Origin of the sequence: Mesorhizobium sp. M1E.F.Ca.ET.041.01.1.1 (genome assembly GCF_003997355.1) — a bacterium.
In the GTDB taxonomy this organism is placed as follows: Bacteria; Pseudomonadota; Alphaproteobacteria; order Rhizobiales; family Rhizobiaceae; genus Mesorhizobium.
This window is the reverse complement of sequence record NZ_RZSL01000007.1, coordinates 1-12,396: the sequence shown is the minus strand read 5'-3', so window position 1 is coordinate 12,396 and position 12,396 is coordinate 1. Positions and strand designations below refer to the sequence as shown.

The 12,396-nt window shown below is 59.7% G+C and carries 10 protein-coding genes; 3 read left to right on the top strand and 7 right to left on the bottom strand.

Annotated features, from left to right (window positions below; translation table 11 throughout):
- Positions 1 to 15 precede the first annotated feature (15 nt).
- Both EOA38_RS01775 and EOA38_RS01770 read right to left on the bottom strand, forming a co-directional pair.
- The gene (locus EOA38_RS01775; RefSeq protein ID WP_127298290.1) at positions 16 to 1,521 is read right to left on the bottom strand and encodes an arylsulfatase; all 1,506 of its coding nucleotides are present in this window, start codon (positions 1,519 to 1,521) and stop codon (positions 16 to 18) included.
- Between the two features lie 206 nt (positions 1,522 to 1,727).
- Complete coding sequence (locus EOA38_RS01770; protein WP_127298289.1) at positions 1,728 to 2,513, bottom strand: hypothetical protein; 786 nt, start codon at positions 2,511 to 2,513, stop codon at positions 1,728 to 1,730.
- A gap of 390 nt (positions 2,514 to 2,903) precedes the next feature.
- Between EOA38_RS01770 and EOA38_RS01765 the strand changes: the two genes are divergently transcribed.
- From EOA38_RS01765 to EOA38_RS01755, 3 genes are all read left to right on the top strand, one after another.
- On the top strand, positions 2,904 to 3,878 hold the full coding sequence (locus EOA38_RS01765; RefSeq protein WP_189434376.1) for a helix-turn-helix domain-containing protein: 975 nt from the start codon (positions 2,904 to 2,906) through the stop codon (positions 3,876 to 3,878).
- Between the two features lie 291 nt (positions 3,879 to 4,169).
- The gene (locus tag EOA38_RS01760) at positions 4,170 to 4,439 is read left to right on the top strand and encodes a hypothetical protein (RefSeq protein WP_245480726.1); all 270 of its coding nucleotides are present in this window, start codon (positions 4,170 to 4,172) and stop codon (positions 4,437 to 4,439) included.
- Between the two features lie 87 nt (positions 4,440 to 4,526).
- Positions 4,527 to 6,758, top strand: coding sequence for a mechanosensitive ion channel family protein (locus EOA38_RS01755; RefSeq protein WP_127298286.1), 2,232 nt, complete (start codon positions 4,527 to 4,529; stop codon positions 6,756 to 6,758).
- A 243-nt stretch (positions 6,759 to 7,001) separates the two neighbouring features.
- On the opposite strand, the gene EOA38_RS01750 is transcribed toward EOA38_RS01755, so the two are convergent.
- The 5 genes from EOA38_RS01750 to EOA38_RS01730 form a co-directional block, all read right to left on the bottom strand.
- Positions 7,002 to 8,480 carry a mechanosensitive ion channel family protein gene (locus EOA38_RS01750; protein ID WP_127298285.1) on the bottom strand — a complete coding sequence of 493 codons (1,479 nt, stop codon included), beginning with the start codon at positions 8,478 to 8,480 and terminating at the stop codon, positions 7,002 to 7,004.
- A gap of 10 nt (positions 8,481 to 8,490) precedes the next feature.
- Positions 8,491 to 10,614 carry an adenylate/guanylate cyclase domain-containing protein gene (locus EOA38_RS01745; protein ID WP_127298284.1) on the bottom strand — a complete coding sequence of 708 codons (2,124 nt, stop codon included), beginning with the start codon at positions 10,612 to 10,614 and terminating at the stop codon, positions 8,491 to 8,493.
- 173 nt (positions 10,615 to 10,787) lie between these two features.
- Positions 10,788 to 11,117 carry an EF-hand domain-containing protein gene (locus EOA38_RS01740; protein ID WP_245480725.1) on the bottom strand — a complete coding sequence of 110 codons (330 nt, stop codon included), beginning with the start codon at positions 11,115 to 11,117 and terminating at the stop codon, positions 10,788 to 10,790.
- Between the two features lie 41 nt (positions 11,118 to 11,158).
- Complete coding sequence (locus EOA38_RS01735) at positions 11,159 to 11,404, bottom strand: glycine zipper 2TM domain-containing protein (protein WP_126090217.1); 246 nt, start codon at positions 11,402 to 11,404, stop codon at positions 11,159 to 11,161.
- Positions 11,405 to 12,006: 602 nt separating this feature from the next.
- Positions 12,007 to 12,396: isocitrate/isopropylmalate family dehydrogenase (locus EOA38_RS01730; RefSeq protein ID WP_245480724.1), on the bottom strand; the 390-nt coding region annotated here is incomplete at its 5' end.

The window sequence follows — 12,396 nt, the reverse complement described above, 5'->3', positions numbered from 1 at the left end:
GAACTCATCTGCCTTTCAATCTCCCGCGGCAAACATATCTTCCGGGCTTGGCGTCACCAACGGTGTGAAGTACGTCAACCGCACGGCTTCCATCAGCAACAGCGGAGGCTTCATCTGGGTTGCGAGTTCCGTAATCCTTGCCTGCAACTCCTTGACTTTATCCGGATTTTTGTCGGCCAGATTGGTCGCTTCCGATTTGTCCTGCGCCAAATTGAAAAGCTCTATCTTTTGCGGCAACGCTGCTGCCCATACCAATTTCCAATCGCCCTCACGCACCGCGCCGGCCATCGGATCAACGTTGTAGACAATCTCAGTGCGCGGCGAAGGTTTGCCCTCGCTGATGGCCGGCCACATATCCATGCCGTCCAGCGGTTTGTCCTTGCCAGGCTTGGCACCGGCTAGCCCGGACAGCGTTGGCAACATGTCAACGACGTGCATAAGGCCATTGAAGACACCAGGCTTGATCTTGCCGGGCCAGTTCATGAAGGCAACCGAGCGGGTGCCCCCTTCATAGATAGTGCCTTTGCCGTCACGATAGGGGCCGTTATCCGCAGGCAGCTTGCCGTTTACCTTCGTGTCCCCCGTAAACATCGAGTTGACGACGCCGCCATTGTCGCTCATGAAAACGATAAGAGTGTTGTCGCGAATCCCCTTCTTCTCGAGGGCGGCCACGACGTTTCCCACCTCGTCATCGATCACGGAGATCATGGCGGCATAGGCTCTCCGGTTCTCGTCCGGGATATTCTTGTACCGGTCGAGATACTCCTTCGGAGCCTGGAAGGGCGTGTGGGGCGCGGTGAAGGCGAGGTAGAGAAAGAGGGGCTTTTTCTGATCGTGCGTGTTGATGACCCGGACGGCCTCCCGACCGAACAGGATGTTGTCGAAGCCCTGCTCCTTGATCGGCTTGTTGTTTCGGTACCAGTCTGGGATACCGTGCGAAGCATGTTTGAAATGATCGATCTCGCCTACGGTTGCCCCGTAGAATGAATCAAACCCACGTTGTTTCGGCCAATAATCCGTCTTGGCATGGCCAAGATGCCATTTACCGCTCATCGCCGTTCGATAACCGGCATCTTTGAGGACTTGCGGAAGAAGGGTTTCGTCAAGCGGAAGGCCATAGGTCCCCGCAGCAGGGACAACGCCAACCTGCATACCGTAGCGTAGCGGATAGCGGCCGGTCATGAGGGCGCAACGCGTTGGTGTGCACATCGGCTGCACGTAATATTCCTCGAGCTTCGCCCCCTCTGCGGCAAGCTTATCGATGTTGGGCGTCTTGATGTCTGAGCCATGGTAGCCGACGTCTTTCCAGCCCTGATCGTCGGTAACGATGAAGACGATGTTGGGTCGCGATGGCTCGGCCGCCGCGGCCTGAACACCGGCGAGGCCGGCAAGCGCCCCTGAGAGGCCGGCAGGAACGGCAAATCGTGAAACGGCCGCCGCCGTGCCGGCCATCAATGCGTCGCGCCGTGTGATTTTGTTGGTCATACCGGCTTCAGCCGGGAAGTCTCGATCGATACTCATACTCTCCGCCCTTCTCCCCTTTTGGGTAACGCTTTTTGAGGTATAAACGTCACGCCTCCCTGAAGGCCGAAGCTTTCAGGACCTGTGTTTCTGTTTTCCGACCAGTAAGCACACCGCTGCCGCGCAGCAGCCGATGCCCTCTCCGCCATCACTTGGCAGTCCAGCTAAACGCAAGCGCCACGAACCAACCACTCCGTCTCAATCCTTTATTGGACCGAGAATTTATACGTGAACCCCAGCATCGGTCCCTGCTGGGTGAGTTTATTCACGAAGCCGTCGTGACTATAATTGTCGTGCACAGCCCGATAACCGACAAACATCGACGTCTTTTCGTTGAATTGATAACCGGCGCCACCCATTACGTCCCACATGGACTTGGACCCCGCGCCGAAACCACCGACCAGGCCCCAGCCGGCAAGGTAAATTCCGTTACCGACATCGGCCTTGAATTTGGCGCCGATCACCGGATCGACCCATGTATCGCCGTCGCTCGCCGAAGTGCCGTCAAGCGCGCCGCCGTGGAACTCGAAACGGTTGTCGACCGACCAGAGGCGGGCGCCGGCCACCAGATCGAAATTCGTCCCATCCTGATAGTACACGCTGTAACCACCGAGCGCCGTCCCCATGAAAGTGCTCACGGTTGCATCGACGTTTGAAGCGAGGATCCCCCGGGGGGTGTCTATGTCGGCGTTGAGCCTGGCGTAGACTATGTCCGTGCTGATGGTGAAACGTCCATTGCGGGCTTCCGTAACCCCCATGAAGCCGAATTTGAGGTGCTGCAGCACGTCGCTGAAGCTCACATCGACATCCTGAGGCGGGAACCCGAAGAGGCCGCTTTCGCCGTTGATTCCCGATGCCCACAGATACGGCGCGACAGTAACCGTCCAGCCTTCATCCTGTTGCTGCTTGGTCGTGTCTGCCGCAAACGCATTGGCCGCACAAAGTAGAGACACCGCTGCCGTCCCCAAGGCGGCGGAGCGAAATTTGTTCATGAGAGTCCCCATCTTTCCTCCCTGTAGCCCACTTGCTGGTGGCGAAGACACCGCTGTGAACTATGCACCGAGTCATATTCGATACGGCATCGGAGACTAGATGAAATCTCGATTTGCGCTAGGTCAATTCGGCGGCGATGCAGCGGAACTTGACGGATCAACATATCAACGTCTTGCGCCATTCGCCCCTCCGGTCCCGACGCTGCACGATAATCATGGCAAAGACGCTCGATGTTCTCGGCGAACCCGTCTGAACCATATCTATTTCGTCCACAGTCCCCACCAGCCGTGCGTCGGCCATATTTTGCGCCGATTGATCTCGCGCAATTCGAATTTAAGGTACACCTAATACAACCGTCCCGCTATCCACTTTGCGCAAAGGACGTATTTTTGACCGCCTGGCCTTCATCGCCTTCGTACAGGGATGTGCTGCTTGGCCCTGACGACCTGACCAGCGCCGCCTCCGGTCTGCCCGTGAAGGTCGACAGGCTTTCGACCGGCTGGCTTCCCTCGCGCATCCGGCAAATCCAGTCCCCCGGCAAGTGGGCGCTCGACCTGCCCGAATTCAATTGCGCCTTCCGCGCCAATGGCGGTTTCGATCGCGGCTCCGTGGCGTTAGTGGCCATCGAGCGGGCCTGTGGGTCGACGATATGCGGCATCCCGCTCGAAGACGACTTGGTCCTGGCAATCCCTGCCGGCACGAGCGTGACGGCAACGGTCCGGCCCGGCCTCACCTACGCAGTCGCCATTGTTCCGACCTCGACCTGGATGGAAATCCAGTCGGTTGTTGCAGGGACGGTCCTCGAACAGATCAGCGATCGCCCTACGGCAGTTCGGCTCACCGCCGGTGAAGCGCAAACAATCCGAAGCCAGATGAAGTCGATGGCAGACCACCTCGCGACAGTTGCAAGCGATTCGGTTCTGCCAAAGCAACCGCCAGGTGCATTCGTGGAATACCTGGGAGTGGTGGCTGACGCCTTCGCGGGCGCAGATAGTCGTGAGACCGGGACAGAAGGTTCCGCGAGTCATCATTTTAGACAAGCGTCGGCGGCCGAGGATTTCATTCGCACGCATATCCGGGAAGACATACCCATTGTTCGACTGTGCAAGGAAATCGGTGTCAGCCGTCGACAGCTCGAGTACGCCTTTCGCACCACATTCGCTGTAACCCCGCTCGAATTCATCAGAGCGCTCCGCCTCAACGAAGCCAGACGGCTCCTTACCACTGCCCGTGCAAACGGCTTGAGCGTTACAACGATCGCAATGGATGTGGGGGTCAACCATTTGGGCCGCTTCGCCGCCAACTATCGCCTGTTCTTCGGTGAGTCTCCCAAGGAAACACTCCAGCGCGCCGGAAGATCGTGACCAGGGCACAGTGCAGTCCTCGAAATTGCATCCCCGTCATCGATGGAATTTGCGCAATCCGGATAGAAGTCGCATCATCAAATTAGTATATTCTAAAATAGTAAGTGCATTGCCCCTGGCCCGCTGGGCCAGAGAGCAAGCCCGGTTTCGGGTTCGGCTCTGGTTTGCGTCGGACGCATGGTTGCATCGGACGCGAATCTAAACGCACGGAGTGGTGAGTTTCTGGGAGGACGCAAAATGACAAGATTTAGCTTGAGATTGACCGGCGCCGCCGGAATCGTCGTCGCCTTGATGTTTGGAGGGCTTGTCGACGCCGTTACGCCCTTCGCCCCTTTCGTCGGCGACGCACAGGCGCGAGTTGGTCGCCCACTCACGCCAGGCAGTGTAGCAGGGGTTGCGAGGCGTACCACACGCCGAACGATCCGCCGTTCGACTGTCTACGTAAGCAGGCTGCCGGCGGCGTGTGTGAAGACTTCGATCAACGGCACCGTGCTCTGGCACTGCGGCAGCAGCTACTATCAGCCCTACCAAGGGCGCTATGTCATCGTCTATATACATTGAATGGCAAGCTGCCCCGAATCAATGATTCGACGATTGGGAGCCAGGAACCTGGCGCGCCCGACACGACATCTCGGATATCTGACCGCGATGTTTTTCCTGATCGCCAGGTCCCTCGTCTTTGGGATCGCCCTCTCGTTGGCTGGCCCGGCGCAGGCGCAGGCGCAGGCGCCGGCGACCGTCCCGCCTGAAAGGGTCAAACAGCTATTCGAGCTTCTCGACGATCCGTCGGTGAAGGCCTGGATGGCCGAACAACGAAATCGGGACGCCGGGTCAACGGGAGCGCCTGCCAAGGCAGGAGCTTCGCCGGCCGCCGCATCGTCCGACGCCGTGGCCGCACCAGGCCAGATGAATACGATGGCGTCCTCGACGCTCGACCGGATCAAGCATCATATCGAAAGAATCGTGCGAACTTTGCCCCTGCTGCCAGGCCAGTTCGCGCGTGTTCGGGCAGAGACCATGGAGGATATGTCCGGCAGGCGGCCTGCCGGCGTGCTTTTGCTGATCGCAATGTTCATCGCTGCCGGCGTGGCGCTTACCTGGGCAACGTACAGGCTCACCCGTCCGTTTCGTCTTTGGATCATCGCGCAGCCGAAGGATACGCCCATTGGGCGGGCCAAGAAGATTGGTGGTCGCACGCTTTATTCCAGCCTGCTGATCGTCTCGTTCGCGCTTGGCAGCGCTGGCGCGTTCATGTTGTTCGACTGGCCAATGCTTATCCGCGAGATCGTGCTGACATTTCTGATGGCTGCAGTCGTTACAGCGGGTGTGCGCATGTACCTCGCAGCCATGCTCGTCCCTTCCTTCATGCAGGTCGAGAACGCCGTCGAGGTTCGCGCTTTGCCGATCACCAACGAGACGGCTGACCATTGGTTCTATTGGCTGCCCCGGATCGTCGGCGTCTTCGCCTTCTTCGGCGCCGCGTTTATCCTCTTGCCGGGTCTCGGCATCGATCAGGACGGGATGCTGGTCCTGTCAGTGGGTGCCGATTCCGCACTGCTGTTGCTCCTTTTGCTTGCCGTTTGGCGTCGGCCAAGAACGCAGCGAGACGGTGCGAACCAAGCGGGTCACACCGGAGCGACATGGTTTTTGACGGCTTACTTCGTCGTCCTGTTCCTGCTGCGCATCGCCGGCCTTCCCATATTGTTCTGGTTTACCTTCGCCGCATTCTTCCTGCCTTTGACAATCGTGCTGACGCAACGCGGGGTCAATTTCGTCCTGCGGCCGGGTTCGGAAGATGCTGGCCGGCCTACGATCCCGGCGCTGACGATCGCTGTCATCGATCGCGGAATCCGGATGATTTTGATCCTGGCGGCGGCTTACGTTCTCGCCCGTGTCTGGGGTCTGAACATGCAGTCCATGCAGGACAGCAACACGACGACCACGCTCATATTGCGCGGCTTGATCAATATCGTGGTCATTGCACTCGCAGCCGATTTCGGCTGGTCGATCATCAAAGCTTTGATCGAGAGAAAGCTGGGCATCGAAACGCCGCACGCGGAGATCGGCGACGAGGAGATGCCAATCGTCGATCCGCAGCAGGCGCGGTTGCGCACGCTCTTGCCGATCATCCAAAACATTCTGCTCGCAGTGATCGTCGTGATGGCGGTGCTGATGATACTCGCTTCAATGGGTATCGAGATCGGCCCGCTGATCGCTGGCGCCGGCGTCGTTGGTGTCGCTGTGGGATTTGGAGCACAAACCCTGGTCAAGGACGTCATTTCGGGCGTGTTTTTTCTGCTCGATGATGCGTTTCGTGTTGGCGAATACATTACAGCCGGCCGTTATGTGGGAACGGTGGAGAGCTTTTCGCTGCGCTCGGTGAAGCTGCGCCACCATCGTGGCTCGCTGTTCACAATACCTTTCGGTGAACTCGGGGCAGTCCAGAACCAGAGCCGTGACTGGGTTACCGACAAATTCAACATCACCGTCGGCTATGACACCGATATCGACTTCGCTCGCAAGCTGATCAAGCGAATCGGCCTCGAACTGGCGGAAGATCCCGAATTCAAACCCTGGGTGCTTTCACCGATCAAGATGCAGGGCGTACAAGAGTTCGGCGAGTACGGCATCGTATTGAGGGTCAAGGTCACAACCAGACCGGGAGGCGCCTTCGGTATGAAACGCAAATTCTATGTACGCCTCCGCCAAGTCTTCAAGGAGCAGGGCATCGAACTCCCGTTCCCGACCGTCCACGTCGAAGGGCTACAGAACCCACATGGGGCAGAGAATGCGCCGTTGGAGATCACACCCGAGTTAAAAATCGCGGTCGCGCAGTCGCACACCAATCGGCGCAGAAAAAAAGCTGGCACAGCGGAGTAGGAAACCGTGCCACCGACCGGTCACAGCGCGGATCGCCAACCGGCGCTGCCGTGCGCGCCATAGCGAGCCGGCGGCCGCGGCCGCACAGCCCAAAACCTTGGCAAGAACTGCCGGGCAGGTCGCATCTCCCTTCCTTCAATTCTCGACCGGCCTCTGTCCCGATGACCCAACGCAGTACGAGCTGCTCCGGCTGGAAAAGCACTCCGACAACACACCTGTGCTGACCGGCAGCCGACAGATGGATCAGGCACGACTTCTAGCGCGCTCGGCCGTGTCGGCCGTCTCCACATCAGCTCCGTTCGAGATCAATGCTCTCATCATATCGGCGCGGCTGTCGATTGCGGCGTCGATATCGGTGGCCAGCTTGTGGTTCTTGTCCAGCATACGCTGCATGGCTGAATCAGGAATAGCGATCACCTCGCTAGCTTCGTCCGCCACGAGGCTCACCGGGCTTGGCGTCCCGCGAAAAATCTGGCGGATGGCAAACATCTGCCCGGGGGACAGCCGATCAACGACGCGGGGGCCGCCGGCTGTATCGATCGCAGTCGAGAGGCTGCCGTTAAGCAGAATGTAGAAGGCGGTGGCGGGCGCGCCGTGTGCGAGCAATAGTTCACCAGGCGCGTAGCGTTCGATCCGCGACGCTTCGGCAAGCTCCTCGATACCGGTCACCGGGCCGCGCAGTGCACCGCTGCTGACGATCAACCGAACGCGCTCCTCGGCCGTCACTCCCCAGTCGAACGCACCGCCAATCACTTCGACGACCTTGCCGTCCCCGGTCCGCATGAGGGAGATGCCGTGTCGCGGCAGAACGTGCCAGATGCGGTCGAGAAGCGTGTTGCATGCACGGCCTATCTTGCCCGGCTCGTCCACCAACACACCCACTGCATAGCGAATACCGCCGGCAGTCCATTCCGCGACCTGGCAGCTGGCGCTGTCGGGACCGATGCTCTCTGGAATGCTTCGCGCGGCCTCGGTCAAGGCAGCGATAACCTGGTCCGGAGGATAGGCCGAAGGAACGACGATCGACGTGCCTGCCCCGAACGGTTGCCCGTTTCGCACGATCCGCAAGGTGTCTCCTGCAATCTTCGAACTCGGCACGGCGATCCGCTCCCCGCCGGCTTCCAGGGTCACGGCACGCCAGTCGACCTGAACGACCTTGGCGTAGCCCTGGTCGAGACGCAGCCAGTCGCCGATGGCGAAATGTCGGCCGGAGAGCACGATGAGGCCATTGGCGAGACCGCCGATCACGCTTTGTAGCGCCAGCCCGAGGACGACCGATCCGACGCCGAGCGCGCCGAACAGCGTCGTAAGCTTGATATCCCACACCGTGGAGATGATGAAAGCGCCGCCCACGATGACGATGAAGACTGCGCCGAGCTCGTGGAAAAGCCTGGGCGCCTGAGCCCGTCCATCGACCGCACGTCTCGCCGCCAGGAGAACGGTCTGCCCGATCAGCAGGACCGCATAGAGCACGAGTATGCCGACAATGGTATCGATGACCTTGAAGGCTACGCCGTCGGAAGGAAGCGACGAAAGCTTATGGATCAAGACCCATAAGGCGACAGCAGGCAGAACGGCATTCTGGATCACCTTCAGCGGGCGGGTGGTTTCGGAGCCCTCCATGCGCCGGGTGACCTCGGAAAGGACAAGGGTAACGAGAGGATAGCCGAGGACGACAACGGCCGCCCACGCGAGAAAGCTGGACCACGGGATGTTTGTCATGACAATCACATCATGCAGCCGCGGTGACAGACGACGCCGCAGCGATGGGGCCTTGCCAAGTATCCACGGCCTCGGCCCGGTTGATCGGGATGGATGGCTTCTTCACGAAGCCATCCGTATCCGGCAGTTGCTCCAGGACCGGCTTCGTGATGCGCACGGAATTGGCATCGGCGTCGAAGACGATGCGGCGTGCCGTGAGCACCGTCAGGCCCCACATGCTATAGACCGTGCGTTGCTGGCCGACGAGGCCGACTTCCACGTCGCCGAGCGCGACCGCGGCCTTGACCGTGAGCGGTATGCTCCAGTTACGGCTGTGGCGCTCCGCTATCTCGGCCACCGCCGCGATGAAGGAAAGGATTCGCCGCGCACCATCCAGCCGAGGCGTCGAGAGTCCGCAGGCGGCAATATACGTTTCGCCGAACGAGTGGGTTTTCTCCACGCCGGCGTCCAACGCCGCCTCATCTATGTCGCTGATCAGTTCGTTGACAGCCTTCAATGTGTCCTGTGTCGCGTCGGTGACAAGCACGTTGATACCGTCGATATCGATCACCGTGACCGCGACGTTCTTGACGACCTCGGCCACCGATTCCTCGCCCATTTTGATCCGCTCGGCGACGATTTCGGGAAAGACGTTGCGCAAGAGCGCTTCATACTCGCCGGTCTTCTGGGCGATCTTGTCGCTGCGTGTGGCAATCTCGTCGGCCATGGTATTGAACGCGCGACTGAGTTCGCTGAATTCGTCGCTGCCGTTGACGGGAATTCGTGTCTTCTCGTCACCGGCGGCGAGTCGATTGACGCCGGCCAGCACTTCACGGATTGGCCGGGTGAATGCACCTGCCGCAAAAAGTGAGACAAGGGTGAGGACGGCGGCGGCGGCCGCCGCGACCTGGACCACGCGCCGCCGGAACTCGCTGACAGGCGCGAGCGCCTCCGCGACATCCATCTTGGCAAGAATGGCCCAGCGTGTCCCCAGGACATCGATCGGTGCCCAGGAGGCCAGGACATCGACACCGCGATAATCTTGGAGGATGTCCGTTCCTGACTGACCCCTGAGCGCCTCTTCGGCGGCCCGGCTATTGTCGGGTTGGTTCAGAACCGCGGAATTGAAGCGGCGGATGCGTTCGATGTCCGCATCACTGATGCCGACTCTGCTCAATGCGGCAAAGTAAGAATCGGGAGTTTCCCTTTGAAAGCGCGAGCCACTGCGCATCCTGTGGTCCGGGCCGACGAGAAAGGCTTCGCCGGTTTTGCCGAGACCCACATCCGCCCATCGCCCGTGCGAAGTCATGACGGCGTCGAGATCGTCTTTTGAGACTTCGGCGATCAGTATCCCGAGCGTCTGCCCATCGCGAATTATCGGCACGGCTATGAAAGCGGCTGGGGCGAGAAGGCTGGGTGGATACGCCCTGAAGTCTTCCAGTACGACGGAACCGTCTGAGGTCCCGTCGCGCAAGGCTGATGCAAACGCGCGGCCGATGCCCGACTGCGCGAGCGGACCGTCGACGACATTACTGCCGAAATCGATGCCTTTATAGATCGTGTAGACGACCGTGCCGGTCTGCGCATCGACGAGCATGATGTCGCTGAGATTGCTGGCTTCGGCAGCCCGCGTGAGGAAGGGATGATAGCGTTCGTGCGCAATGTCGTAGGACGTTCCAGTCCCGGCGGAGAGCAACTTCTGCTTCTCGTCGACGGGAAAGCTGTTGCGAGCGATGTAATCGGTCTGGAGACGCAGCGCCAACGGATCGGTCGGCATATAGGAGGCGGCGCTCAACTCACCTTCGACCAAGCTCTCGATCTTCGGCAGGTAATCCTTTTCATAGAAGGACAAGAGCTCGGGCGGCGGCTCGTGCTCGCCTTGCAATGTCTTGTATCCGCTGGTGAAGGCGACCATGGCGTCGATCGTGGCAGGAGCTCGCGATAAGACAACGAACTGCCGCTCAAGCTCTGCGAAGTAGCGCTCCACCTCGGATTTCTTGCTCTCCCTTAAAGTCGTCAGCTGACCAAAGATCGATGCACCCAGTGATTGGGATCCACTGCGATCGGCGACAAGGCCGGTCGCGGCCGTGCACGCAATGCCGCCCAAAAGCAGGATGGCTAGCAGCTTGGAGCGGATGGACAATCGGCGCAGCATGGCGAGCTCCCACAGGTGCTGGAAGTTTCATTGCCTTCAGACCAAAACCTCCAGCGACATGGCTTTCCAAAGCCAGACAAGAATGGCGGACAGGATCGCTATGACAATCACGGCGATTCCGACACCAATGATGATGGTTAGATCAGCCATATCCCTGCCTCTCCATTCGAAGACTATTGCAAGCGGCCGTCTCCGCTCTTGTCGGCCGCGGCGAAGTCCTTCATGACCCGGTTCATGAATTCCTCCCGACCGACGCGGCCGTCCCCATTGATATCAGCCGCTGCGAGCTGGTCCGCGCTCAGGATGTTGGCGGTCTCGGCCTGGCTGAGAGAGCCGTCATTGTCGGCGTCCAGCTTTTCGAAGGCCTTTGTCATAAAGGACTGATACTCCTGCCGGTTCACCGCACCGTTGCCATTGGCATCGAGTTGGTCCTTCTGGCCCTCGTACATAGCCTCCTGCGCCGTGCTCGCGCCGGTGCAAAACAGCAGCAGGGATGCCGTCATCGCGATTGTGGCTCTCATCGTCTCGTCCTTTTCTTGTTGTCTCATTGGCAGGCAAGCTGGTTACCGAGATAGCCGCCGCCGCCAACACCGACAGCCTCGGCCAGGACGCGACCGCTGCCGCCGCCAATGGTGCTGCCGATCAGGGCACCGACGACGGCGCCGCCGACCGTTCCGGCGATGCAGCCGAATTCTGAGTTGTGCTCTCGAACGGTCGAATCCGATGAGGACTGGCACGCCGTAAGCGCGAAAGTGCCCGAGAGCACGATTGCCACGATAGATCTCTTCATTGCTTTCTCCGGCTACGATGGTCGAAAGGAGCGCGCCGGACCGGGATGGCGCCTGCTCTGCAGCAGACGACAGACGGATCACGCACTCAGCGGCTCAGGCCAGCTTGTGGGGAATTACTTGGTCAGGGCGAATAAGCCGACAGCCCGGCCAAGCGAGTATCGTTGTCCCTCTCCGTGCATCGCTCGATGCCCGCCCACCAGAGATCGCAAAAGTTGCACAAGAATCCAGCTTAGGGCAAGAGGGAGAATGATATTATCTCAATTCACTTTGTCTAACATTTGTTTTCCAGGCTCCATCACAGCGAATTACATATTCTCTTGCTAAATTACCGGATACTTCAATTTTGCGGATGGGCGGTTTATTGGGCGCTATAGCAGAAAGACTCTCCACGGCGACAAAGCGAATGCGAAGACTGCAAGATCTGATACACGAGCAAAGCGCCGGCGAAACTGCAGCGAGATAACCGCGCAGCCGGAAGTTTCGGGTTGCGAAGCCGTCAGCCGCTGGCCGACCCGTCAGCAAGTCCACGCCTATGGCGCGCCCCTAGGGAGGGGAGTCCATCGCGCGGGCATCTGCAAACAGGCAACGGTGACTGTAGCCCCTATCCGGTCAAGCGGGATGAGCTCGTGCTGTTTACACCCGAGAGCGCAGCAATCACGGCGGCAGTGACCTCGGCGGTGCGCGCTGAGCCGCCAAGGTCCGGGCTGAGATATTCGCCTCGATCGGTGACGGTTTCAATCGCCGCCATAAGGCGACGCGCCGCAGGCTGCTCGCCGAGATGATCAAGCATCAGGCTTGCCGTCCAGAACGAACCGAGCGGATTGGCGACGCCCTTGCCGGTGATATCGAAGGCTGAGCCATGGATAGGTTCGAACATCGACGGACGACTGCGCGACGGGTCGATGTTCGCCGTCGAGCCGATACCGAGCGAACCACCAAGTGCGGCCGCCAGGTCGGACAGGATGTCGGCATGAAGGTTGCTTGCCAGAAC